Here is a 25,099-nt window from a genome sequence, read left to right on the forward strand (position 1 = left end):
AATGAATAGTCTGTTAAATGCGTTTGTCACGGCGTTAAATCAAGGCAGTGTGAAAATCATCGACCTTACGCAGACATTGACGCCGGATTTTCCGACCTTGCAGTTGCCTGAACAATTTGGACAAGTTTGGGCATTCAACATGGAACGCATTTCTCACTATGACGAGCATGGTCCGGGCTGGTACTGGAACAATTTTAGTTGTGGTGAGCATACCGGAACGCATTTTGATGCGCCGATACATTGGGTAAGCGGTAAAGATCACCCCGATAACAGTGTCGATACCATTCCTTTGGATAATTTTGTCGCGCCTGCGGTGGTGGTGGATGCCAGCCAGCAGGTGGCACAAGATCCAGACTGGATATTGACGGTTGAGTTTTTACAATCCTGGGAGGAACAGCATGGTCATATTCCTGCCGGAGCATGGTTGTTGTTCAGGACAGATTGGTCGAAACGGGCGGACGATCCGGCACGTTTTCTCAATATGCATGATGATGGTGCTCACACGCCAGGACCAAGCCAGGAAGCGGTAGAGTGGTTGATTCATGAGCGGGATATTCGCGGGTTCGGGGTAGAAACCATTAATACGGATGCGGGGCAATCTTATGGCTGGCCAGTGACGTATCCCTGCCATACGTTGATGCACGGGGCGAATAAATATGGTTTGCAGTGCCTGAAAAACCTCGATTTGTTGCCCCCCACTGGTGCTGTCATTATTGCGGCTCCCCTCAAGATTGGCGGCGGTTCGGGAAGCCCGCTGCGTGTTCTGGCATTGATTGAATCTTTTTCTGGAGCGATACCATGACAGTTCCCAGACCACAAGTGATCATTGTCGGCAGTGGCATCAATTCATTGGTATGTGCCGCTTTGTTGGCAAAATGGGGTAAATCAGTCTTGGTACTGGAACGCAATGCAGTACCTGGCGGCTGTATTCGCACGGAAGAACTTTTTTCCGGTTATACCCATGATGTGCTCTCTTGCTGGTATCCGCTGTTTTTGGGTAGTCCAGCTTATCAAGAACTCAAGCCTGCATTGGAAAAGGCAGGTTTGGAATTTTTGCAAAGCGATTATTCAACGGGATTGATCCAACCCAATGGCAAGGGAATTGCCTTAAAGCGGGATATTCTGGCCTCAGCTTTGCGGCTTGATGAAATCGCGGCAGGTGATGGAGAGACATTGCAGCGCATGGCACAGCAAATTTTTCATGATGATGCCGCGCTGATCTTTGGCTTATTAGGGCAAAATCCCTATGGTCTCGGGATACTCAAATTGCTGTTTTCTGAATGGCACAAACGCGGTATTGATGGATTGAGTGAGTTTGTTGGCAGTTCGCTGGAAACTTTCCGGCGCTGGGCGGAACGTGAATTACAGTCTGATTTCAGCCGCGCTCTGCTGGCGCCGTGGGTATTGCATACGGGTTTGGGGCCGGATGATGCCAGCTCCGCTCTGATAGGTAAGCTCACCTTTGCTGCCGTGGTTGCCGGCGGGATGCCGGTGGTAAAAGGTGGCAGTCTGCGCATTGTAGAAGCGCTAACAGGGATCATTAAGCAATATGGCGGTCAGCTTATCACTCATGCTAACGTTGACCGGATCATCACCCAAGGGCAGGGGAAAAAGCGCCGTGCTTCTGGTGTTATGGTTGCGGGACAGGTTTATCATGCCAGTGAGGCAGTGGTCTGTAATGTAACCCCCCAACAGCTTTATGGTCACTTGCTGGATAAGGTTTCCGATACCCTCCTGCAACGGGCGCGGAACTATCGTTATGGGCGCGGGGGAATGCAGGTTCATTTTGCCTTGAACGCTCCACCACCGTGGTGTGAGCCTGAATTGAGCCATGTACCACTTGTCCATTTAACGGAGAGTATGGAACAAGTCTGTTTGTCCGTGACGCAGGCCAACAATGGTTATCTGCCAAGTCATCCGACACTTGCGATAGGGCAGCCAACAGTTCTTGATCCTTCCCGTGCTCCAAAGGACGGTTGGGTTTTGTGGATTCAAATGCAGGAGTTGCCGACGCAGCTAAAAGGCGATGCAGCGGGAGAAATTCCTATTCCGGCAGATGGCAAATGGAATGAGGCTATTCGCACAGCGGTTGCGGATCGTGTACAGGCTCGTCTGGAAACGGTGATGCCGGGTTTTTCATCCTCTATTGTTGGCCGCAAAGCCTATTCTCCGGCGGACTTACAGGCATTGAACTGTAATTTGTCAGGAGGCGATCCCTATTCAGGCATTTGTTCACCTGATCAATTTTTCTGGCTACGTCCGTTTGCCCCTGCGCAAGGTGCCAAGGCGCATCAAACACCTGTCAGTAACGTGTTTCACATTGGGGCTTCAACCCATCCAGGCCCCGGATTAAGTGGGACTTCCGGCTATCTTGTCGCCCGCCGACTTGCGCGACGCTGATTAAAGTAGCCAATCATTTCATTTTTTATCAATTCATCTCTTACAGAGAGGAGGATTATATGACGTCAAAATTCAGACGGCTCTTTTATGCAGCAGTTTTATCACTGCCAGGTTTTTTAGCTATGGTAAGTCATTCCGCTATGGCAACAGAAGGTGGTGTTGGCGCCTATCCTGATGGTCTGGATAATTACTTGTCCGGTGCTTTACCGCTCACAGGCATTCATGCCCTGTTTTATGGTGGCAATATTCACTATACCAAGCTTAGGGGCAATCACGGCGATTTGATCCTTGTTCCTGGTTTTAAAGTCAACGTGAATGTCCTTGCCCCTCGATTGGTTTGGGTGACCGAGAAGCAGGTCTTTGGCGGCCAACTGGCTTATCATGCTATCGTGCCATTATTGGATGTCACCGCTGATGCCGCTGGCAAATATGACAACAGCAAAGGGATAGGGGATATCACCTTTGGCCCCGCCTTGGGTTACCATCCCGCCCCAGATTTGGCTTATGTTATTGGCTTGAATATTAACGCGCCGACAGGCCACTATGACCGCAACGATCTTTCCAGCCTGGGGAAAAACTATTGGACAGCCCAGCCTGTTTGGGCGATCAGCTATTTCCCTGTTAGCGGCATCAATGCAGATTTAAAAGTGATGTATGATGTCAACTTCCGCAACAAGGACACCAAAACAACTTCCGGCCAGGCACTTCATGCAGATTATGCACTGGGTTGGGGATTTGGCAACGGGTTGGTTGTGGGCGTTGGCGGCTACGCTTTTCAGCAGGCCACTCATGATAGTGGGCCAAATTCCGCACAGGGTAAAGCAAGGGCGGTGGGTTTTGGTCCTTCTATTCGCTATGCCAATGATAAAGGCTGGTTGGTTACTTTGAAGTGGCAGAAAGACTTTGTCGTCAGTAATCGCCCATCGGGTGCCCAAATTTTCTTAAAAACGGCTATTCCATTTTAAGGATGTATCTATTGATAGAGAGAGCAAGTAACGTGGTTACAAATAAAAATAAACGCGGCTCAATAATATGAGTAGCGTTTATTTTTATAAATTAGTTACCTTAATAAATAATCACATTAAAATATAAAAAACGTCGCAGTTATCCCTTCATTTATTATGATGAAAACTTGACCTGACTTTTCTTTGAATATATAAGTTTTGACTGGAAATAATCAACATTCTGAGATTAATAAAGGTCTTACGATGGGGGCATAAAAATGTCAACGCTGATTCATTGTAATAAAGTTAACTTTAGTATTAATTCAAAACCATTATTTAGTCATCTCTCTATAACTATTAAAGAAAACGATAAAATTGCTTTGGTTGGTTATAACGGTACGGGAAAAACCCATTTACTTAAGCTACTGGCAGGCATTGAAAAACCGGATGATGGGGTCATCGAATATGTTAATGGTTTGAAATTGGAGATGGTATCTCAGTTTATTGACGACGCATTGCTTGAGATGACTTTGTTTGAATCTATTTCCCAGAAAGTAAAACAAATAGATGAATATGGTGACTACAAAGCGGTATCCATGCTTTATGATTTTGGTTTTCAGGATGCTGATTTTACGACAAAAGTTGCTGATCTCAGTGGTGGGCAAAAAACAAAATTGATGTTTGCCATGAGTGCGATTGTAGAGCCCGATATTATTTTATTTGACGAACCCAGTAACCATTTGGATGCCAATACCCTGAAATTTTTCGAGGACTTTTTTAATAACAGCCTAAAGAGCGCGTTTATTATCGTTTCCCACGACCGAAATTTTCTGGATAACGTCACCAACCAGACGATTTTCTTGCGTGACCGACAATTGACGGCATTTTCTTTGCCATTTAGCCAGGCATTTATTGCCTTACAAGAAAAAGATAAAGCGGATGCATTACGTTTGAAAGCGGAAGAAAAGAACATTCAGCGCATACAGGAGAGTGCCAACCGTTTGGCATTATGGGGAAAAATCCACGATAACGAAAAATTTGCCAGAAAAGCCAAGTCGATGGAAAAACGGGCAGAAAAACTCGAAAAGAGTAAAACCAAAATAACCGAAGGGGAAACTTATCGATTATCGTTGGATGCCGACTCGATAAAATCGAAAAATATGCTGCAAATTGGGGAAAGATGGATTGGCTATCACCAGGATGGGCAATTTAATCCTTTATTTTCAATTAATGGCTTGTATATCCGCCCCGGAGATAGAATCGCCTTATTAGGTGATAATGGCGTGGGGAAATCCACTCTGATTCATACGTTGGTTGAGGACTATAACAAGGCCACAAATACCTTCTCTCCGCAGTGTAATCTGGGTTATCTCGATCAGGAATTGGAAAAAATTCCGCTGAATGAATCGATCTTCGATGCAGTCAGAAATAACACACCGAATATCGATGATATCACCTGTAAACAGCAACTGATTGCGACAGGTTTTAAGTATGCAGATTTTAACCAATTGGTGGGGCGATTAAGTGGTGGCGAACGTTCCCGATTAATGTTTTTGATTTTGAAATTAAATAAGCACAATTTCCTGATCCTCGATGAGCCAACAAACCACCTGGATATTTTTGGCAAAATGGAATTGGAGAATGAATTAATTAATAACGAGATGACGATATTAATCACTTCGCATGATAGGGCATTTATTGATAACGTCGCTAACCGTTTTTGGCTGATTAACAATGGCAAACTGGAAGAGGTCACATCCAGTGATGGGTATTATCAGTTTCTTAATGAAAAAGTGATCCCTTATCAAAAAGAAGTGGTTAAAGATCAGGAAAGCGCGCTTGAAGGGGCGGAAGCATTAGCAGATGAGGAAGAGATCCTGCAACGTATTGTGGTATTGGAGCAAAATCTGGCGCAGGATTTGGCAAGAAAACCGAAGCACCAGAAGCCCAAAAATCAGGAGAGCTGGAGAAAGGAAATTAAGAAGCTTTATGAAATACTAGGATGAATTCATATGATTGACTGCGCTCTTAATGTGGGGCGCTTCACGTCTTCTGCTCAGGCAAGGCCATCTATTTATACAATAGTATGGAATGAAATGATTATGGGGATAAAACTTCCCTTTTTTGAGTACCAGCAACAAGGCGTTTTTCACCGTTTGGTTTGATGGCCTGTGCGCCTGTAATTGTGCCGTCCAGCGTCTGAACCACCCGCAATAAAGAGCCATCTTTCAATAACCGCTGATTGGGGCATTGCAACCCCTTTTTCACCAGATATTGAGATTCGCCCGTAATAGCTGTAGCGAGCATTGTTGCGATGCGTTCAGCAATAGGTTTCACTGTTCGGGGTTTTTCTTTGATTGGCTGAGGTTCGGGTAAAGTCTATGGTGCAAACTAATTGCCAGCCAGAAAGAGTTTCTTGCTCAATGAGGTAGCAATTATTTTGATTTGTTTAGGAAAATACTGACGCGCTGTGCTTGTCTTCTTCGTGTCACCGGGCTAAGCATTAACCCGGTGACACGGAGAGCTGAAAAAACACCTGCCAGAAAAAAGCCTGTAACTGTTTTTCGCCCATAATTACACAAAGCTACGTATAGGCTCTGGTAAAGTGGACTATTGCAAATGAATTGGGATTGTACTTTTCCTTCCCCGCGTATTTTGCCGACGCCATGATAAACAAGTGCTTTCATAGGCTTTCTCCACGTCAGTCCTCTTGCTGCTCTTGCTCTTTAATTGCTTGAGTTTTCTCTTTATCGGTCATTTCCTGTTTCTTTTTCAATTTCTGCCAGATGCGGCTTTCCTGCCCTCGCCACAGGCGTTGAATATTATCGTGATGACGCACAAGTACCAGACATGACAGCATGGCAACAGGAAAAGTGAATTCAGGTTTGAACCACCAGACGTAGAAAGGTGCAATTAATGCACTGACGATGGCACCCAATGAGGAATAGCCGCTTAGCAACACTGTTAGCATCCATGTCCCCGCGATCAATCCCATCAGATCCCAACCTATGGCAGCAATGGCACCGAAAGCGGTTGCAACGCCTTTCCCTCCCTTGAAATGGAAAAAGATGGGATAAATATGCCCCAGACAGGCAGCAATGGCGGTAATGCCTAAATAAAATGGGGAAACGTTGAGTTTGTATGCCAGCCAAACGGGTATTAGCCCTTTTAGGACATCACAAACCAGCACTGCCAATGCAGCCCATTTACCACCGATGCGCAGTACATTTGTTGCCCCAGGATTGCCGGAACCATGCTGACGGGGATCGGGAAGCCCTGCCAGGCGGCAGATCAATATCGCGCTGGATATAGAGCCACATAAGTACGCGAAGATGATCATGCCAAGCGCGATTGCACTCATAAGATATCTCCAATGAATAAGGGTCGTTTTCTTAAGTCTAACAATGGATAATACGCACATTTCGTCGGAAGTGGTATCTGGCGAACCGAAAAATGGGGAAAAGGTCGTGATGGATATCGTATTTATTGAAGAATTAACCGTAATTACCACTATTGGTGTTTATGACTGGGAACAAACAATTAAACAGAAATTAGTGTTCGATATCGAAATGGGATGGGACAACAAACTAGCCTCTTCCAGTGATAATGTTGAGCACTGTCTGGATTATGCCAAGGTGAGTGAGGCGATTATTAATCATATGGCAGGCCAACGTTTTGCTTTGGTCGAACGGGTCGCAGAAGAAGTGGCAGGTATTTTGCTAAACCAATTTCACTCTCCTTGGGTCAAGGTTAAGGTCGGTAAACCAGGTGCGGTTGCACATGCAAAAAGTGTAGGTGTAGTGATTGAGCGAAGTGCGGGCTAATTGAAAAAGCGTCCCAATTTAATTAATGGTTTGGGGCGCTAAATTGATGGGTGAATTTAATCAATCGATTGTTGTTTCCAGTCGGCGATGGCAATGTGTCGTTGACGTTCCAATTCTGTGCGAATCTCGGCTCCTTGAAATCCACGGGCAATCACTTCCTGGACGCTGACTTGGCTGGCAATCGCAAACATTTCACGTAAATAATCAGCTTGTGGGTAGGGTGAAGTTTCTGCTCCTGGGTATCCACGGTTGTCTGCTTCGCTACAGGTAATCAGTTGTTCAATGCGTTGTGGTTTGCGCCAGGCATCCACGGCATTAAACAAGCTCAGCAAGGTTTCTGGCGGTAATTGTTCTACAGTATGTACCCAATTGTGATATTGCGTCACAATCGTGGCTAGGTCGCGTGCCGAGTTGGGAATGCGCAGTCGTTCGCACATTTGTTTCAGTGGCATTATTGCGATATGGCTACATAGTGAGGCGAAACGAATGTCTGTCTCTTCGCTCAATTGGGTGGATATTTGCAACACGCGCAATGAATGAAGCCCGGTATCATGTTCAAGCAGAGGAACGCCAAACAGGTTATCTATTTCAGGCAAGAGTACAGCCAATGCTCCGCAAGCACGCAGAATCTGAAAGTAGACTTGTGGTGATTGTGAAGTGAGCGCCTTTTCAGTTTCCCGCCAAACGCGTTCAGGGGTCAATGAGGATAATTCACCATTTGCGACCATTTCTGTAATGAGCGCTTGCGTCTCTGGTGCAATTGAAAAGCCTAAATGGGCAAAACGAGCCGCAAAACGCGCTAAACGCAGCACACGTAATGGATCTTCTGCGAACGCAGAGGAAACATGGCGCAAGATACGATTTTTGAGATCATTGGCGCCATGATAGGGATCGATTAATGCGCCTTCACGAGTTTGTGCAATAGCGTTAATCGTTAAATCACGGCGCAGCAGATCTTCTTCCAGCGTCACATCGGGGGCAGCATAACAGGTAAAACCGGTATATCCCTGCCCGGATTTTCTTTCAGTGCGAGCCAACGCATACTCTTCATGGGTCTTAGGGTGCAGGAAAACAGGAAAATCTTTCCCAACTTGTTGATATCCCTGAGACAGTAGTTCCTCTGGGTTGCTGCCAACGACAACCCAGTCCCGTTCGGTGACGGGCAAACCCAATAATTGATCGCGAACGGCGCCACCAACCAAATAGACTTTCACTCTTGTTTCCTTAAATCAGCTCATCCAACGATCTTTCTTTTTTCGGCGAGGGATAATGTGTGGCAATATAAGCCCCAGAATCAGGCCAATTCCCGCAACCCCACCGCCATAGGTAAACCACTGCAAGATGATCTCTCTTTGTTTATCATCCAACTGCAAATTGGCAACTTCTACCTTTTTCTCAGCCACAGTTAATTTACTCTGGAGCTGGGCATTCTCTTTTTTCAGATCACTGATGATCTTATCGCTGTTTGCCACTTTGTTCTGCAATTCAGCGGTACGCTTATTCCACTTATCGTCAATAGTGGCCAGATTCCCAGTCAGTGTTTTGATCTCTTGTTCCATTGCAGGAAGGCGTTCACGCAGGCTTGGAATGGCGCTGAGTTCACTTGCGAGTATCCAGCTTGTACGCCCTTTGCGGTCCTGAATTTGCAGGAAACCATTATCTGATTTAGGGCTGACTAATATGACTTCTTCGCCGGCATTCAATGAGCCAATGATACGGTTTTTAGTGCTTGGGCCGCTATGAATGTAAGCTGATAACTCATCGGAGACATAGCGTTTTTCTTCAGCGTGTACGGATAATGGAAGAGTGAAACTCAATAACAAGATAAATAATTGATGTAGTTTTTGCATTCTGTGCTCAACTGTTCTCTGTGTATGGATCAATCAAGTATGGACTAATCGTAATTTAAACTACTCAAAGGATAGTAAAGAGTTAAGTTTGTGTGTGCAATCAGTAAACCAGAATGAATGCGATATCAACTGGCCGAATACAAGCCTTTTGAGGTTTTTTTTGGCGAAGTGAAAGTGATGTTTGTTGAGATAACACCCTATTGTGGTTTATTTTTCTCTTCTGTGAAAAGTTTTTCATCTGTGAAAGAAAGTGTGAACAGGATTAAGAAAAAAATTCTGTAATATCCATTGAGGAATAAAAAATATGAGTTCTGTAGAAATAGAATTGAAACTGTCCGTAAAGCCTGATGCGATACCGGCAGTTCGCCAGCAATTATTTCAGTTTCCTCATGATTACACTTCACCACAACACCTGACTAATATTTATTTTGAGACGCCTGATAATCAATTGCGGCGTTGGGATATGGGGCTACGTATCCGTGGGTTTGACGGGCACTATGAGATGACCATCAAAACCGCAGGTAAAGTGATAGGTGGGTTACACCAACGTCCTGAATTCAATATCCCTTTGTACCAACCTAAATTAGACCTGACGTTGTTTCCCGACTATATCTGGCCTGAAAATACCGATCTCGCTTATCTACAGGCACAATTGGCTGAATTATTCAGTACCGACTTTAACCGTGAAAAATGGCTTGTGACTTATGGAGAAAGTGAAATTGAAGTGGTATTGGATCAGGGAACTATTTTTTCTGGCAATAAAGATTCAGGAGATCAAACGTCACCTATTTGTGAATTTGAGCTGGAACTAAAAAATGGAAATATCATCGATATTCTGTCATTAGCAAACAAACTGGCGTCACAGAACGGCCTGCGTTTAGCAAATAAAAGCAAGGCTGCACGAGGATATGCGCTTGTTCATGGTTTGTCTCATAAAACATCACCAAAATTACCGAAAGAGTTGGAATGGCAGCAGCCATTGTCTGTGCTTCTGCCTGAAATTTTGGCGCAATGGCAGGAGCAAGAAGAAGGATGGCTGGCGGGGTTGCCAGAAGGGAAAACGGGATTGGCGCAGGTTTTGCAATGGATGATAGAACTGACAAAAAGACAAACTGAACGTTTACCGATTCTGGATTTATTGCTGGAGTTAAAGGCTGCTTTATCCATGAACAATGCGGAGGCTGGAACATTGTATTCTGAAACACTGTGTTATAGCACTTCTTGGTTGCAATGTAAGCTGGCATTAATGCAGTGGTTGCTGGCTCAGCCCCGATAATCCCCTTTTGTTATTAAAAAAACAGTCATAAGGAAAAACCAGTTATGCAGCCACTTTCATCACCTTTAGCCCGACAATTACAGCATATCATTGCGAATTTTTCACCATTAGAGGGAACAATAACGCCCTTTTCATCGGCTGAACAGGCGGTGCTGTCATTGAGTGAGTTTGTGGCAGAAAACGTGTTATCACATCCTGCATGGCTAGAGGATATTCGCCAAAATCCCCCCCAACCGGAAGAGTGGCAACGTTATTCCCATTGGCTGGGACAAGCGCTGCTGGTGGTAAATGATGAAAATGGTTTGATGCGGTGTTTACGTTTTTTCCGCCATCGGATTTTGGTCAGGATTGCATGGTCGCAGGCATTGCAAAGCAGTACGACAGAACAGACATTACAGCAATTAAGCATGTTGGCTGAAACTTTGATTATCGCTGCCCGTGATTGGCTTTATCTGCGTTGTTGTCAGGATTGGGGAACACCTACTAATAGCGATGGAGTGGCACAGCCGCTGCTGATTTTGGGAATGGGAAAATTGGGGGGCGGAGAGCTTAATTTCTCTTCTGACATTGACCTCATTTTTGCTTATCCAGAAAATGGTGTAACGCAAGGTGGGCGTCGAGAAATAGATAATTCTCAGTTCTTTACTCGATTAGGCCAGAAATTAATTAAGGTGTTGGATCAAAAAACCGTAGACGGATTTGTTTATCGTGTTGATATGAGATTACGTCCATTTGGTGACAGTGGGCCTTTGGTATTCAGCTTTCCGGCATTGGAAGATTATTATCAGGAACAAGGGCGTGACTGGGAACGTTATGCTTTGGTGAAAGCACGCATTTTGGGCAATGATGATCAGGTTTATTGTCAGGAACTGCGCCAGATGTTGCGCCCGTTTGTTTTTCGCCGTTATATTGATTTCAGTGCAATTCAATCCTTGCGCAATATGAAGGGTATGATTGAGCGGGAAGTCCGTCGTCGGGGATTAAAAGAGAATATTAAATTAGGCGCAGGTGGGATCCGTGAAATTGAGTTTATCACCCAGGTCTTTCAGCTTATTCGTGGGGGAAGGGAGCCGAGCCTGCAATCCCGCTCATTATTGCCAACATTAAAGGCTATCAATGACTTAGCTTTATTGCCAACGGAAAAATTAAAGCATCTTGAAGAAAGTTACCTGTTTTTACGGCGGCTTGAAAACCTGTTGCAATCTATTCATGACCAACAAACGCAAACTTTACCGGATAATGAATTAGATCGTGCCCGTCTTGCTTGGGGCATGAATTTTGCCAATTGGGATGAATTAATGGCAGAAACCGAACGTAAAATGAGTGCGGTGCGAAGTATTTTCCAACAGTTGATCGGCGATGAAGTAGAAGAGCAGAATGAGGAGGCTAGCCATATCCCGTTTAAGAGCTTATGGCAGGAAGCCTTGCATGTAGATGAACTTAGCGCGTTGATTCCTCATCTTGATAGAGAAAAAGCCCAGAAGATGCTTGATGTAATGACGCTTTTCCGTCGGGACGTCAGTAAGCGCACCATTGGCCCACGGGGAAGGGATGTGCTTGACCAGTTGATGCCACGTCTGTTAGCAGAAATTGCAGTCAGGCAAGATGCCAATATCGTTTTAGAGCGGATTATTTCCCTGTTGCTCAGTATTGTCAGTCGCACGACTTATCTGGAACTGATGCTGGAATCAGAACTGGTCATGGTTCATGTTATCCGGCTCTGTGCTGCTTCTCCGATGATCGCCAGCCAGCTTGCCCGTCATCCGTTGTTGCTGGATGAGCTACTCGATCCCAAATCACTGTATCAACCGTTGCCGATGGAAGCTTATCGTGATGAGCTTTATCAATATTTATTGCGGCTCCCTGAGGATGATGAAGAGCAATTGCTGGAGGCTTTACGTCAATTTAAGCAGGCACAACTATTGCGGATCGCAGCAGAAGATATTGCGGGCGTCTTGCCTGTGATGAAGGTAAGTGATCATCTGACTTATCTGGCGGAAGCCATTATTGAGGCTGTTGTACGGCTGGCGTGGAACCAAATGGTAAAACGCTATGGCGCCCCCGCTCATTTATCCCAGCGGCAGGGGTTGGGCTTTGCCATTATTGGTTATGGCAAATTAGGTGGCTGGGAACTCGGTTATGGCTCTGATTTGGATCTGGTGTTCTTGTTGGATTGCCCAATGGGAGTGATGACAGACGGTGCCCGTTCCATTGAGGCTCGCCAATTTTATTTGCGCCTTACTCAACGCATCCTACATTTGTTCAGTACCCGAACTGTGTCGGGGGTATTGTATGACGTTGATGCCCGTTTGCGTCCATCCGGTGAATCGGGCATGTTGGTCAGTACCCTTGAAGCCTTTGATGATTACCAAAAAAATGAAGCGTGGACCTGGGAACATCAGGCGTTGGTTCGTGCACGCATGGTTTTCGGTGATGAGAAAATGCGGCGTGATTTTGAACGCATTCGCCGTGAAACATTATGCCTTCCCCGTGATCCTGATCTTTTGCGTCAACAGGTGCGTGAGATGCGAGAAAAAATGTATCGGCACTTGGGCAGTCAGCAGCAAGATCAATTTGATATCAAAGCTGATCCGGGGGGGATCACGGATATTGAATTTATTGCTCAGTATCAGGTGCTGCGTTATGCACCAGAAAATATCAGGCTGACTCGCTGGTCTGATAATGTGCGAATTTTCGAATTAATGGCGCAGCATAATATTATGGACGAGCAGGAGGCGATGGCGCTGACGCAGGCTTACATTACTATGCGTGATGAATTGCATCATTTAGCGTTGCAGGCGTTATCCAGCCGAGTTTCTGCTGGATATTTCAGCCAGCAGCAAGCATTGGTACGTGATAGCTGGCAAAAATGGTTAGAGTATCGCTGCTGATGCCGTTGCTTTTCCTGATCGAGTTGACTGGCACTAAGTCTGGTTATGGTAATATCCGCAACAGTTTATTTTGATATTTGGAGCATGGGATGAAAGTAACACTCCCTGATTTTCACCGCGCAGGTGTTTTGGTTGTTGGCGATGTTATGTTAGATCGCTACTGGTACGGCCCAACTAGCCGCATTTCACCGGAAGCACCCGTTCCGGTGGTTAAGGTAGAAACCATAGAAGAGCGCCCTGGAGGTGCGGCTAACGTAGCCATGAATATTGCTTCTTTGGGGGCGAATTCACGTTTGGTAGGTTTAACGGGCATTGATGATGCAGCGCGGGCATTGAGTGAGAAACTCAGTAGTGTGAAAGTCCGTTGTGATTTTGTTTCTGTCCCAACTCATCCAACTATCACGAAACTGCGTGTTTTATCGCGTAATCAGCAATTGTTGCGTCTGGATTTTGAAGAGGGCTTCCAGAATATCGATGCCCAACCGCTGTTGGAAAAAATTCAGCAATCCTTGCCCCATATTGGCGCGTTAGTACTGTCGGATTACGCTAAAGGAGCGCTAAGCCAGATTCAGGCGATGATTAAGCTCGCTAATGAAGCCAATGTTCCTGTACTGATCGATCCAAAAGGCAGCGATTTTAGCCGCTATCGTGGCGCAACATTGCTAACGCCAAATATGTCAGAGTTTGAAGCGGTTGTAGGACACTGCCAGGATGATGATGATTTAGTGCAGAAAGGCACGAGGCTGGTACAGGATTTGGCGCTGCAAGCGCTGTTGATCACTCGTTCTGAACGAGGCATGAGTTTATTGCGGGTTGGGCAGCCCCCCCTGCATTTGCCGACTCAGGCACAGGAAGTTTTTGATGTCACGGGTGCAGGAGATACGGTGATAGGTGTCTTGGCAACGGCATTAGCCGCTGGCAAGCCGTTAAACGAAGCCTGTTACCTTGCCAATGTGGCAGCGGGTGTGGTGGTTGGCAAACTAGGTACGTCCACTGTGTCACCGGTTGAGCTGGAAAATGCAGTGCGTGGACGTGCAGAAACCGGATTTGGCGTAATGAGTGAAGCCAAACTGACAGAAGCTGTTGCACTGGCGCGTCAGCGTGGTGAACGGATTGTCATGACGAATGGTTGTTTTGATATCCTCCATGCGGGGCACGTTTCTTACCTATCCAACGCCCGTAAATTGGGAGATCGTTTGATCGTTGCCGTCAATAGTGATGCATCCACCAAGCGTTTGAAAGGGGAAACCCGTCCGGTGAATCCGCTGGAACAACGTATGACAGTGTTATCAGCGTTGGAATCTGTGGACTGGGTTGTGGCATTTGAGGAAGATACACCGCAGCGCTTAATCGCGGATATCCTACCGGATATTTTGGTCAAAGGTGGGGATTACAAGCCTGAAGAGATTGCCGGTAGTGAAGAGGTTTGGGCTGCGGGTGGCGAGGTTAAGGTATTAAACTTCGAAGATGGTATTTCCACAACCAATATCATTAAAACCATTAAGAGCCAGTAAGTTTGGCATCATGTGCCGTTATGCTTTTTGGCGCATAGCGGCATATCACCTCACGCAATTGTCTTCATGGCATTCTCTCTTACCACATTATTTCGCCTACTGAGTTTTCTTGTCTGCTTCTTCAAGGCGAGCTTCCAATTCATTCAAGCGTTGTTCCATTGCCGCCAGTTTTTCACGGGTGCGCAACAAGACTTGTGTCTGTACATCAAATTCTTCGCGGTTAACAAGATCCAACTTGCTCAACTGGGATTGCAGAACAGTACGCAATTTTTTTTCCACATCATCGCCAAATTCTTTAACACCTTTTGGCATGGCGTTATGGAGTTGGCGGGCTATTTGTTCAATTTTCTTTGGATCAAGCATAATAATTATCCTTTATATAATGTAAGTGTATTTTATAGTGCATGTTTTATAGCGTAATGGTCTTGGCAGTATTTTAATACCCCATGACGAAAGCATAAATGATTGAGAGCCAGGTTTCATATTTGATTTTGTTGATTGCTCCTGCCGATTATTAGCGCTATAGTGAAATCGTTTATCTCAGGGCAGGGTGAAAGTCCCTACCGGCGGTAACGTAAAATGTCGAATAATCATTTTATGCAGCCCGCGAGCGCTCTGTTTGTCATTATCCCTTTGTTGTTTTGGGGATAAAACAGAGGTCAGCAGATCCAGTGTGATTCTGGAGCCGACGGTGATAGTCCGGATGGGAGAGAATAACAGCATCAATCGAGTGTTTGCGCTCGTCTGTTGTTTCTGTTGCCATATTTTCGTGCAGCACGAACTCCTCAAAATTGCCCTGATTCTGGTAATCCATACATTTAAAGAGGTTTCTTTACCATGAATCAGACGCTACTTTCCTCATATGGGACGCCATTTGAACGTGTTGAACGTGCGCTTGCTGCTTTGCGTGCGGGTCAGGGCGTGATGGTATTGGATGATGAAAATCGTGAAAATGAAGGTGACATGATTTTCGCCGCTGAAACAATGACGGTAGAACAAATGGCATTAACTATCCGCCACGGTAGTGGAATTGTTTGCCTGTGCTTGACCGAAGAGCGCCGTCAGCAGTTAAAACTGCCCATGATGGTGGAAAATAACTCAAGCCAATATCAAACCGCTTTCACCGTCTCAATTGAAGCTGCACAAGGCGTGACAACAGGTGTATCTGCGGCAGATCGCATCACCACAATCCAGGCCGCTATTGCAGATGACGCACAACCCAGTGATCTGAGCCGACCTGGACACGTTTTTCCTCTGCGCGCGCAACCGGGAGGGGTTTTAACCCGTCGTGGTCATACCGAAGCGACTATTGATTTGGTCAGAATGGCGGGGTTCAAACCAGCAGGAGTGTTATGTGAATTGACGAATGACGATGGATCAATGGCTCGAGCCCCTGAAGTCATTGAATTCGCAAAGCAGCATAATATGCCGATAGTCACTATTGAGGATTTGGTAGATTACCGTTTAAAAATGGCAAAGGCAGCCAGCTAACGGGTTTTAAAAGGTCCCTAAATAATACTGTTTTTTTAATTTGAATAGAGAACAGATTAGGGCAGGAAATATCGGTTATACTCAACAGATTTTGGGTTGCCATGCAGTTGTATGGTAGCTTGAAAGACGGGGAGCCATACGCATGTACGTTGAAAGGCTACAGTCCACACCCTGTAGCCTTTCAGTATTTCTAAGACACGCCATCATTTTTGATTGACGATATTCAAGGAAGGAATGTCTTAATCCTGTCATAATTTTTTTATCATAATCCGAATTCATTATTCGAATGTTTAATTTGTTGTATAAGGGGCGAAAATGAGTCTCCTGAGAATGCCTGCTTTGTTCATTGGTCATGGCAGCCCAATGAATGCCATTGAAGATAACTGTTACTCACGTGCTTGGTTTGAACTGGGGAAGAAATTACCTAGGCCAAGGGCGATTCTGGTGATTTCTGCGCACTGGTACACGAATGGTACAGCCGTGACAACGATGACACGGCCCAGAACTATCCACGATTTTGGTAACTTTCCCAGAGAATTGCATGAAAAACAGTATCCAGCTAAAGGTTTTCCTGAACTAGCTGTATTGGTACAGGATATCCTTGAACCGATTGAAGTCGAGACTGATTTTGAAAAATGGGGATTGGATCATGGATCTTGGGGAATATTGGCAAAAATGTATCCTGATGCCGATATTCCGGTTGTCCAACTGAGCATGGATCGTAATCAACCTGCGTCTTTTCATTATGAAATAGGTAAAAAATTAGCGTTACTGCGAGATGAAGGCGTCTTAATCATGGGCAGTGGAAATATTGTGCATAACCTGCCGGCCGAAAAATTGGGAGCAGAACCTTTTCCCTGGGCACTCTCTTTTGAGCAGTTTGTGCGTGAAAGTTTAACCAGCATGGAAGAGCCTCATCCTCTGTTTAATGCTTTGGACAGGGAAGATGGTCAATTGTCTAACCCAACACCAGAACACTTCCTGCCATTGTTGTATGTGATGGGGACATGGAATAAAAAAGAGCCAATTTCAACGCCAGTTGAAGGGATTGAAGACGGCTCTTTAAGTATGTTATCGATTCAGATTGGCTGATTGAGTCAATCCAAAATAATATGCGGGTAGAAGCGTGACAGATCTTGGGTGATTAACTCTCGGTCTTCACGGATACAGATACCCGCAGATTGATCATCCACTAACCAGCTACCGACCAGGGCATAGTTACCATCAAATTTCGGTAATGCGTGGAACTGTTGGATGATCATGCCCTCTTCTCCATAAGGGCCATCCGCACTGGCGATTTCCCGGCCGTTTTCAATGATGCGAATATTAGCCCCTTCGCGGGAGAACAGTGGCTTAATGACATAGCTGTTCATGTCTGAAGGGCGTTCATCCGCAAAATAGGCAGGCAGTAGGTTAGGATGATTTGGGAACATTTTCCACAGCATTGGCAGCAGTGCTTTGTTGGAGATAATGCTTTTCCATGCTGGCTCCAGCCAACGGACACCAGCATCAGCCAGCTTGGTGGAAAACATCTCACGCAACATAAATTCCCACGGATACAGCTTAAACAGGTTGCTGATCACTTGATCCTGCAAGTCAGTAAACTGCCCTTTCTCACCCAGCCCGATATCCTCAATAAACAGGAACTCTGTGGGAATATCGGCTTCCGCAGCACAATCCTGCAAATATTGGATGGTGCCACGATCTTCTTCAGTATCCTGACAGCAGGCCATGTGCAGCAGGCTAAACCCATGTTTTTCACGTAACTGTGCAAAACGCTCAATCAGCTTTTCTTGTAGGCTGTTAAACTGATCAGCATTTGACGGCAGGTTGCCGGCATTAATCTGGTCTTCCAGCCAGATCCACTGAAAGAAAGCCGATTCATACAGTGACGTTGGGGTATCGGCATTGTTTTCCAGCAACTTAGGGGGATTTTTGCCATCATAGGCTAAATCCAGACGGGAATAGAGCGAAGGTTGACTGGTTACCCATGAAGAACGGATAAATTCCCAACAGTGTTTTGGGATCTGGAATTTGGTCAGCAGTTCTTCACTATCGACCACTTTTTCCACGACCTGCAAACACATTTGGTGCAGTTCTGCCGTTGCATCTTCAATTTCTTCAATTTGGTTCAACGTGAACTGGTAATAAGCGTCTTCACTCCAGTAAGGCTGACCATACATCGTGTGAAAATTAAAACCAAACTCTGCTGCTTTTTCGCGCCAATCGGGGCGCTCGGTAATACCAATGCGTTTCATCTTTGATTAACCACCCATAGAACGGGAAGAACTGGAACTTGAGCTGGCAGACGAACGCTGCATGGCAGATTGTTTCGCCACAGATTCACCGAACCCACCACGGGTAATCGTAGTTGTGGTTGCTGGTTTTGGTGCCATCGCCGTCTTTGGCACGGTCATGCTGCGACCACCTGCGGTAGCAGGGCCATAGCTTTTACCTGTTGCATCAACAAATTTGCCATTGGCTGGGCTGGAAGCCGATTGTGATGTGAACAGCGGTTGTGATGGTGCAGAGCTACCGCCCATTAAGCGTCCCATCATATAACCTGCCATCAAAGGCATCCAGAAACTGCTGCTACTGCTTTGTGCCTGAGCCTGACCGACTCCCGCCTGAGCAGGGGCTTGCGTGCATTGTTGTTCTCCAAATTCAGCCACACACTCTTCGCGAGTCGCATATTTCGGTGCGGTTTTTTCCGCTTCTTTCAGGGCGTTGTTATAGGCGGTTTTGCATTGTTCGCTTTGAGAAGGATTCGCCTGGGAGCACTCATCGGCATTGGTATAGAGTGATACCGTTTCATCGTTTTGTTCACAGGCAGCAAGCATAAAAACAGCACTGACAGCAAGCGCTACAGGTGTCAGGCGATAGCTTCGCCACGTTTTACGGAAAGAATCGCGGTTTATCTCTTTTGTCCGTTTCATTGTCATAGGGGCATCCATCTTGAGGGTATCTGATAAGATTAAGAGCTATAACCCATTTTATTGTGTTCAATGGGTGTGGCTCTCAGGGATGTGTTAAAAAGCAGCTCACGCAATCGCGGGCCGCTTTCTTTATTAGTATAGCGTTTTTAATATAACGTTTTTCAATTGAGAACGATAGTGCATTAATTCAGCGAACTGACGGCGTTTTCATCTCTTTAATGATACTGCTGGCAGAGGTTGAGATTTGCGCGCCTAACATCTTATTCAACTCTAGCAAATCATTTTCATTCAAAACGCCGCGCGCCTGTTTATTCTGTAACAGGGAAAGCAAGTAGTCGTAACGTGCTTTAGACAGATCCTGTTTGGCTCGGTAAAGTTTAGTTGTCGAATCCAGAACATCAACAATAGTACGGGTTCCTACCTGATAACCGGCCTCCATTGAATCCAATGAACTTTGCGCAGAGAGTACTGCCTGTTTATTGGCTTCAACACTACTGATTGCGGCAGCAATGTTATTGGTGGAGGAATGCACTTCTTGTGTCACTTTACGATAAGTGTTTTCCAAATCTTGGCTGGCGCTGACAAAATTATATTTTGCTTGTTCTACTTGAGAATAGGTAGCTCCGCCACTGAATAGCGGTAAGTTCAAAGACAGCTTAACGCTATTACCGCCTCTATACTCATCTGCTCGTTTATTTCCGCGTATATGGTTGTTAGAAATACTTGTACCTGCGCTTAAATTAACCGTTGGCATATAACCTGTCTGCATTTCTTTGATTTGCTCGCGTCTTAAATCTTGCATTAAGCGGGCTGACAGCAGGTTCAGGTTACGGGTTTCTGCTTCTTTCAGCACTTTATCAGCCAATTCTGGTTGTTTGGTTTTGAACTGATCAATATTCAGTGCAGCCAACTGTGGGTAGTAAGCGCCTGTAATCATACGTAGTTTTTCCAGCGCGTTTTCCAGATTGTTGCGATCAGAAACTTCGGTTGCCAGAATTGAGTCATATTGGGCGCGCGCATTCTGCACGTCGGTAATGGCAACTAAACCGACATTAAAACGCTGAGTGGTTTGATCCAGTTGACGGTACAGTGAGGCTTTTTGAGCTTCGGTAAAGGTTAATGTATCAATTTTATTCAGAACATCAAAATAGGCTTGCGCAGTATTGAGAATTAATTGCTGTTGAGCGGCTTGAAATTTGATGTCTTCAATACCTGCATCTTTCTCTGCTTGACTCAGACGATTCCATTTCGCCATATCAAAGATGGTTTGCGTCAGTTGCAGACCCGCATCTGTGCCATGAGATTCTGAATTTCTGGAGTCCCGAAAGCCCTTACCATAATTAACTTCTGCACTCAGCCCCAATTGAGGCAATAAAGTACTACGAGCTTGATTAATCTTTTCAACCACTGAATTGCGGTCAGCTTGTGCCTTAAGCAATTCCGGGTTTGTTTCTTTTGCCTGCTGATAAATCTGGAGTAAATCCGCAGCATGGCTTGAAGTACTAAAACCTACCAGATTCATAGCAATAAAAAGAGAGAGCAATTTTTTCATTTGCGTTCCTTGTTGTGCAGCTATTTTGCTTAAGTTGCCTCTGCATAAAAACGAATACCACAGATTCTAGCAGAGAATGCCAGCAGGGTAGGGTGGCTGTTTGTGCCATATTGCCTCATTTTTCTGCTTGTTTGTATCATCAAAATGAATTTATTTAGATCAATATGAAAAAATACCTTTTAATAATAGGAAATTTTAAAAACTAATCAGGAGATTTTATGAGTAAAAACCTTGCATTGCCATATACTTTTACTAAACAAGACGTCGAAGTTATTTCTCAAAAAACGCTTTATCGTGGTTTTTTTAAAATGACTGAATATCAATTCAAGCATCGCTTATTTCGCGGTGGTTGGAGTGAAACCATTAAACGTGAAGTTTTTGAGCGAGGTCATGCCGGCATTTTGTTGCCTTATGATCCGGTGTGCGATCAAGTTGTTTTGATTGAACAAATCCGTATTCCGGCGATTGAAACCAGTCATACGCCGTGGCTGTTGGAAGTGGTTGCCGGCATGATCGAAGAGGGAGAAGACGCAGAACAGGTCGTCCGTCGCGAAGCCGTGGAAGAGGCAGGGATTGAGGTTAAGCGCTGTCAGCCTGCGTTAAGTTATCTTTCCAGCCCTGGCGGTACGACAGAACGTATGTATATCTTTGTCGGTGAAGTTGATGCCGCCACTGCATCAGGGGTTCATGGTCTGGAAGGTGAGCATGAAGATATCCGTGTTCTGGTTGTGAGTCGTGAACAGGCTTATCAATGGGTAGAAGAAGGTATTATCGATAATGCGGCTTCAGTTATTGCAATACAGTGGCTGGCATTGCACCATGAAAAACTTAGGAAAAAGTGGTTGGGTAATCATTCCTAATTTACGTTGGAAAATGGGAAGTGTGCCCCAGCCAGCAGATCTTTTGCATAAAGACACGTTAAAATAATCCTTATGATCGACAGGAAAAGGAAACCTTTTGGAAAGCCTGCTTGAAGTACCTGTGGCAGAAGGCGCCACAGCCAGAATACTGCAAATTACCGACACGCACCTTTTTGCTAATAAGGGAGATTCATTGCTGGGAGTTAATACCTATCGCAGTTATCATGCGGTATTGGATATGATTTTGCAGCAAAATCTCGATATTGATTTGATCGTTGCGACAGGTGATTTGGTACAGGATCAGACCATCAATGCTTACCAGCATTTTGCTGAGGGTATTGCTCGTTTACCTGTACCTTGTGTTTGGTTACCCGGTAATCATGATTATCAACCCGCGATGGTTGACACGTTGGCAGCAGCAGGCATTTCACCTTCCAAGCAGATCGTTATCGGACAGCATTGGCAGTTGATTATGCTGGACAGTCAGGTGCAAGGTGTTCCTCATGGTGAATTGACGGATTATCAGCTTGAGTGGATGAAAAAATGCCTGGATAAACACAGTGATCGCCATGCGATTATTATGCTTCACCATCACCCGATTCCATCTGGATGCACATGGCTGGATCAGCACAGTTTGCGTAATGCCCCCGAATTATCAGAATGTTTGAAAGGCAAAACCCAGGTGAAAGCCATACTGTGTGGGCACATCCATCAAGAAGTGGATGAAATGTGGAACGGTATTCGTGTTATGGCAACCCCATCAACCTGTGTGCAATTTAAGCCACATTGTACTAATTTTATGCTTGATACAGTGGCTCCGGGATGGCGTTATCTCGAACTGTCTGTGGCTGGCAATAATAAAGAAGCGAGATTGCAGACACAGGTTCACAGGCTTAAGAATAACGAGTTTTGCCCGGATTTAGATTCGGACGGGTATTAATGTCGACGTTACTCTACTTACATGGTTTCAATAGTTCCCCTCAATCCGCAAAAGCGAATGCGCTGAAAACGTGGTTACACCAGCGGCACCCTGAAATTGACATGCTGGTGCCGCAATTACCCCCTTATCCTGAAGATGCGGCCATCTTACTGGAAGAACTGGTAATGGAACACGCCGGTGAAAATATCGGGCTGGTAGGTTCTTCCCTGGGCGGTTATCTGGCTATCTGGCTTTCCCAGTGCTTTGGTTTGCCCGCCGTGGTTGTCAATCCTGCGGTACGTCCTTTCGACTTGCTTCAGAATTATCTTGGGGAAAACGTGAATCCCTATACCGAAGAGCGCTATACTCTCGAACCAAGCCATATACATGATCTCAAAGTGATGCATATTGACCCGCTGGAATCACCTGATCTTATTTGGTTATTGCAGCAAACAGGGGATGAGGTGCTCGATTACCGTCAAGCCGTTGCTTACCTGATGCAGTGCCGACAGACAGTTGAATCCGGTGGGAATCATGCTTTTATTGGCTTCGAATATTATTTCCCTCAAATCATTGACTTCTTGGGGCTGACCAGTGGCAATAGTAAAAAAATTGCCAAAAATAGGTAAGCGACTGGTATTATCAACAGTATATCAATACTGATTGGCCCTCTAATAACGAAGCAACCGACAGAATTACAACATGACTCAATCTAGTTACAACGCAGAGGCCATTGAAGTCCTCAGTGGCCTGGAGCCAGTTCGTCGTCGTCCCGGAATGTATACTGATACAGCCCGCCCGAACCATTTGGCACAGGAAGTGATCGATAACAGTGTGGACGAAGCTCTGGCTGGTCACGCGAAGCATATTGAAGTAATCCTTCACAGCGATCAGTCTCTGGAAGTGATAGATGATGGCCGTGGTATGCCGGTTGATATCCATCCTGAAGAAAAAGTTTCTGCTGTTGAATTGATTTTAACCCGCCTACATGCGGGCGGAAAATTTTCCAATAAAAATTACCAATTCTCTGGTGGCTTGCATGGGGTTGGGATCTCGGTGGTCAATGCTTTGTCCAAGCGCGTGGAAGTGACTGTTCGTCGTAACAGTCAGGTACACCAAATCGCCTTTGAAAATGGTGAGAAAGTACAAGAATTGGAAGTCATCGGCAGTTGTGGCAAACGCAATACCGGAACGAGTGTCCATTTCTGGCCAGATGAAAGCTATTTCGATACACCCCGTTTTTCTGCCACCCGCTTGACTCATTTACTAAAAGCCAAGGCGGTGCTGTGTCCGGGTGTTGAGATTGTTTTTAAGGACAAACTGAATGATACCGAGCAGAAATGGTGTTATGCCGACGGGTTGACAGATTATCTGTTAGAAGCCGTCAACGGGTTGGTAACATTGCCACAAGCGCCTTTTGTCGGCACATTAAGTGGAGATACTGAAGCGATTGACTGGGCAGTGCTCTGGCTACCGGAAGGCGGAGAATTATTGACGGAAAGTTACGTCAACCTGATCCCAACGGTACAAGGTGGCACCCATGTTAACGGCTTGCGTCAAGGTTTGTTGGATGCCATGCGTGAATTCTGCGAGTTCCGCAATATATTGCCACGTGGGGTTAAACTCTCTGCTGATGATATTTGGGATCGCTGTGCTTATGTGCTATCGCTTAAAATGCAAGATCCACAATTTGCCGGCCAAACCAAAGAGCGCCTCTCTTCTCGCCAGTCTGCGGCTTTCGTTTCTGGTGTGGTGAAAGATGCATTCAGCTTGTGGTTGAACCAGCATATTCAAGATGCGGAGCAACTCGCTGAAATGGCAATTGCCAGTGCGCAGCGTAGAATGCGTGCGGCGAAGAAAGTGGTACGCAAAAAGCTGACCAATGGCCCTGCTTTGCCGGGTAAATTGGCAGATTGTACTGCACAAGATCTCAATGTTACTGAACTATTTTTAGTAGAAGGGGATTCTGCGGGCGGCTCTGCGAAGCAAGCTCGTGATCGTGAGTTTCAGGCGATCATGCCACTGCGTGGAAAAATCCTGAATACATGGGAAGTCTCTTCGGATGAAGTACTGGCTTCGCAGGAAGTTCATGATATCTCTGTGGCGATTGGTATCGATCCGGATAGTGATGATCTAAGCCAACTGCGCTACGGTAAAATCTGCATACTGGCGGACGCAGACTCTGATGGATTACACATTGCAACATTGCTGTGCGCCCTGTTTGTCCGTCACTTCCCGACATTGGTGAAACGTGGGCATGTCTACATGGCAATGCCGCCGCTATACCGCATCGACCTTGGCAAAGAAGTACATTATGCGCTGGATGAAGGGGAAAAAAGTGCCATCCTGGATCGTTTGAGCCGCAAGCGGGGCAAGCCGAACGTTCAGCGCTTTAAAGGGTTGGGTGAAATGAACCCAATGCAGTTGCGTGAAACCACGTTAGATCCTAACACTCGCCGTCTGGTGCAATTGACTATCGACGATGAAAATTATCAAGAAACGCTCTCAGTCATGGATATGCTTTTGGCGAAAAAACGTTCAGAAGATCGCCGTAATTGGCTGCAAGAGAAGGGTGATTCCATTGATATCGAAATTTAGCGCATGAATTTAGTGCATAAATACAGCGCAAAGGTAGTCAATAC

At 45.6% G+C, this 25,099-nt stretch carries 23 protein-coding genes and 1 riboswitch; of the genes, 14 read left to right on the top strand and 9 right to left on the bottom strand.

Features of this window, described 5'->3' with window-relative positions; genetic code table 11:
- The first annotated feature begins 1 nt into the window (after position 1).
- The 4 genes from Xets_RS03635 to Xets_RS03650 all read left to right on the top strand — a co-directional run bounded on the left by Xets_RS03635 (position 2) and on the right by Xets_RS03650 (position 5,350).
- Positions 2 to 802, top strand: coding sequence for a cyclase family protein (locus Xets_RS03635; RefSeq protein ID WP_099132996.1), 801 nt, complete (start codon positions 2 to 4; stop codon positions 800 to 802).
- On the top strand, positions 799 to 2,400 hold the full coding sequence (locus tag Xets_RS03640; RefSeq protein WP_187651161.1) for an NAD(P)/FAD-dependent oxidoreductase: 1,602 nt from the start codon (positions 799 to 801) through the stop codon (positions 2,398 to 2,400). The genes Xets_RS03635 and Xets_RS03640 overlap by 4 nt, the downstream gene beginning before the upstream one ends.
- Before the next feature lie 59 nt (positions 2,401 to 2,459).
- Entirely contained in the window at positions 2,460 to 3,365 is a 906-nt protein-coding gene (locus tag Xets_RS03645; protein WP_187651162.1) for a transporter, read from the top strand.
- 257 nt (positions 3,366 to 3,622) lie between these two features.
- Positions 3,623 to 5,350 (top strand): ABC-F family ATP-binding cassette domain-containing protein, encoded by a 1,728-nt coding sequence (locus Xets_RS03650; RefSeq protein WP_099132998.1) that lies wholly within the window; start codon positions 3,623 to 3,625, stop codon positions 5,348 to 5,350.
- Between the two features lie 94 nt (positions 5,351 to 5,444).
- Here the strand turns inward: Xets_RS03650 and Xets_RS03655 are convergent, their stop codons facing one another.
- From Xets_RS03655 to plsY, 3 genes are all read right to left on the bottom strand, one after another.
- A complete protein-coding gene (locus Xets_RS03655) occupies positions 5,445 to 5,681 on the bottom strand; it encodes a hypothetical protein (protein ID WP_370588202.1) in 237 nt (78 codons plus the stop codon).
- Positions 5,682 to 5,779: 98 nt separating this feature from the next.
- On the bottom strand, positions 5,780 to 6,031 hold the full coding sequence (locus tag Xets_RS03660) for a hypothetical protein (RefSeq protein WP_099132999.1): 252 nt from the start codon (positions 6,029 to 6,031) through the stop codon (positions 5,780 to 5,782).
- Between the two features lie 14 nt (positions 6,032 to 6,045).
- Entirely contained in the window at positions 6,046 to 6,705 is a 660-nt protein-coding gene (gene plsY / locus Xets_RS03665; RefSeq protein ID WP_099133000.1) for a glycerol-3-phosphate 1-O-acyltransferase PlsY, read from the bottom strand.
- A gap of 109 nt (positions 6,706 to 6,814) precedes the next feature.
- On the opposite strand from plsY, the gene folB reads away from it, so the two are divergent.
- A complete protein-coding gene (folB, locus tag Xets_RS03670) occupies positions 6,815 to 7,168 on the top strand; it encodes a bifunctional dihydroneopterin aldolase/7,8-dihydroneopterin epimerase (RefSeq protein WP_187651198.1) in 354 nt (117 codons plus the stop codon).
- Between the two features lie 56 nt (positions 7,169 to 7,224).
- Here the strand turns inward: folB and Xets_RS03675 are convergent, their stop codons facing one another.
- Together Xets_RS03675 and Xets_RS03680 are read right to left on the bottom strand one after the other, a co-directional pair.
- Entirely contained in the window at positions 7,225 to 8,382 is a 1,158-nt protein-coding gene (locus Xets_RS03675) for a multifunctional CCA addition/repair protein (RefSeq protein ID WP_099133001.1), read from the bottom strand.
- A 15-nt stretch (positions 8,383 to 8,397) separates the two neighbouring features.
- Positions 8,398 to 9,018 carry a TIGR04211 family SH3 domain-containing protein gene (locus Xets_RS03680; protein ID WP_099133002.1) on the bottom strand — a complete coding sequence of 207 codons (621 nt, stop codon included), beginning with the start codon at positions 9,016 to 9,018 and terminating at the stop codon, positions 8,398 to 8,400.
- Between the two features lie 304 nt (positions 9,019 to 9,322).
- Between Xets_RS03680 and Xets_RS03685 the strand changes: the two genes are divergently transcribed.
- The 3 genes from Xets_RS03685 to hldE all read left to right on the top strand — a co-directional run bounded on the left by Xets_RS03685 (position 9,323) and on the right by hldE (position 14,699).
- Complete coding sequence (locus Xets_RS03685) at positions 9,323 to 10,294, top strand: inorganic triphosphatase (protein ID WP_099133003.1); 972 nt, start codon at positions 9,323 to 9,325, stop codon at positions 10,292 to 10,294.
- A gap of 44 nt (positions 10,295 to 10,338) precedes the next feature.
- Complete coding sequence (gene glnE / locus Xets_RS03690; RefSeq protein WP_187651163.1) at positions 10,339 to 13,185, top strand: bifunctional [glutamate--ammonia ligase]-adenylyl-L-tyrosine phosphorylase/[glutamate--ammonia-ligase] adenylyltransferase; 2,847 nt, start codon at positions 10,339 to 10,341, stop codon at positions 13,183 to 13,185.
- Between the two features lie 89 nt (positions 13,186 to 13,274).
- A complete protein-coding gene (gene hldE / locus Xets_RS03695; protein ID WP_187651164.1) occupies positions 13,275 to 14,699 on the top strand; it encodes a bifunctional D-glycero-beta-D-manno-heptose-7-phosphate kinase/D-glycero-beta-D-manno-heptose 1-phosphate adenylyltransferase HldE in 1,425 nt (474 codons plus the stop codon).
- 96 nt (positions 14,700 to 14,795) lie between these two features.
- Here hldE and Xets_RS03700 read toward each other — a convergent pair whose 3' ends face one another.
- Positions 14,796 to 15,062, bottom strand: coding sequence for an accessory factor UbiK family protein (locus Xets_RS03700; protein WP_099133006.1), 267 nt, complete (start codon positions 15,060 to 15,062; stop codon positions 14,796 to 14,798).
- A gap of 170 nt (positions 15,063 to 15,232) precedes the next feature.
- Positions 15,233 to 15,418, top strand: a riboswitch (FMN riboswitch).
- A gap of 118 nt (positions 15,419 to 15,536) precedes the next feature.
- Between Xets_RS03700 and ribB the strand changes: the two genes are divergently transcribed.
- Together ribB and ygiD are read left to right on the top strand one after the other, a co-directional pair.
- The gene (gene ribB / locus Xets_RS03705; RefSeq protein WP_099133007.1) at positions 15,537 to 16,190 is read left to right on the top strand and encodes a 3,4-dihydroxy-2-butanone-4-phosphate synthase; all 654 of its coding nucleotides are present in this window, start codon (positions 15,537 to 15,539) and stop codon (positions 16,188 to 16,190) included.
- 315 nt (positions 16,191 to 16,505) lie between these two features.
- Positions 16,506 to 17,282 (top strand): 4,5-DOPA dioxygenase extradiol, encoded by a 777-nt coding sequence (ygiD, locus tag Xets_RS03710; protein WP_099133008.1) that lies wholly within the window; start codon positions 16,506 to 16,508, stop codon positions 17,280 to 17,282.
- A gap of 5 nt (positions 17,283 to 17,287) precedes the next feature.
- Here the strand turns inward: ygiD and Xets_RS03715 are convergent, their stop codons facing one another.
- The 3 genes from Xets_RS03715 to tolC all read right to left on the bottom strand — a co-directional run bounded on the left by Xets_RS03715 (position 17,288) and on the right by tolC (position 20,678).
- Positions 17,288 to 18,448 carry a glutathionylspermidine synthase family protein gene (locus Xets_RS03715; protein WP_099133009.1) on the bottom strand — a complete coding sequence of 387 codons (1,161 nt, stop codon included), beginning with the start codon at positions 18,446 to 18,448 and terminating at the stop codon, positions 17,288 to 17,290.
- 6 nt (positions 18,449 to 18,454) lie between these two features.
- Positions 18,455 to 19,126, bottom strand: coding sequence for a DUF1190 family protein (locus Xets_RS03720; RefSeq protein WP_187651199.1), 672 nt, complete (start codon positions 19,124 to 19,126; stop codon positions 18,455 to 18,457).
- 187 nt (positions 19,127 to 19,313) lie between these two features.
- Positions 19,314 to 20,678 (bottom strand): outer membrane channel protein TolC, encoded by a 1,365-nt coding sequence (tolC, locus tag Xets_RS03725; protein ID WP_099133011.1) that lies wholly within the window; start codon positions 20,676 to 20,678, stop codon positions 19,314 to 19,316.
- Between the two features lie 218 nt (positions 20,679 to 20,896).
- Between tolC and nudF the strand changes: the two genes are divergently transcribed.
- The 4 genes from nudF to parE all read left to right on the top strand — a co-directional run bounded on the left by nudF (position 20,897) and on the right by parE (position 25,055).
- Complete coding sequence (nudF, locus tag Xets_RS03730) at positions 20,897 to 21,538, top strand: ADP-ribose diphosphatase (RefSeq protein WP_187651165.1); 642 nt, start codon at positions 20,897 to 20,899, stop codon at positions 21,536 to 21,538.
- A gap of 97 nt (positions 21,539 to 21,635) precedes the next feature.
- Complete coding sequence (gene cpdA / locus Xets_RS03735; RefSeq protein WP_187651166.1) at positions 21,636 to 22,478, top strand: 3',5'-cyclic-AMP phosphodiesterase; 843 nt, start codon at positions 21,636 to 21,638, stop codon at positions 22,476 to 22,478.
- Positions 22,478 to 23,086 (top strand): esterase YqiA, encoded by a 609-nt coding sequence (gene yqiA / locus Xets_RS03740; RefSeq protein WP_187651167.1) that lies wholly within the window; start codon positions 22,478 to 22,480, stop codon positions 23,084 to 23,086. The genes cpdA and yqiA overlap by 1 nt, the downstream gene beginning before the upstream one ends.
- A 73-nt stretch (positions 23,087 to 23,159) precedes the next feature.
- The gene (gene parE, locus Xets_RS03745) at positions 23,160 to 25,055 is read left to right on the top strand and encodes a DNA topoisomerase IV subunit B (RefSeq protein ID WP_099133015.1); all 1,896 of its coding nucleotides are present in this window, start codon (positions 23,160 to 23,162) and stop codon (positions 25,053 to 25,055) included.
- Positions 25,056 to 25,099 lie beyond the last annotated feature (44 nt).

The organism is Xenorhabdus sp. TS4 (assembly GCF_014467265.1).
Classification (GTDB): domain Bacteria; phylum Pseudomonadota; class Gammaproteobacteria; order Enterobacterales; family Enterobacteriaceae; genus Xenorhabdus; species Xenorhabdus ehlersii.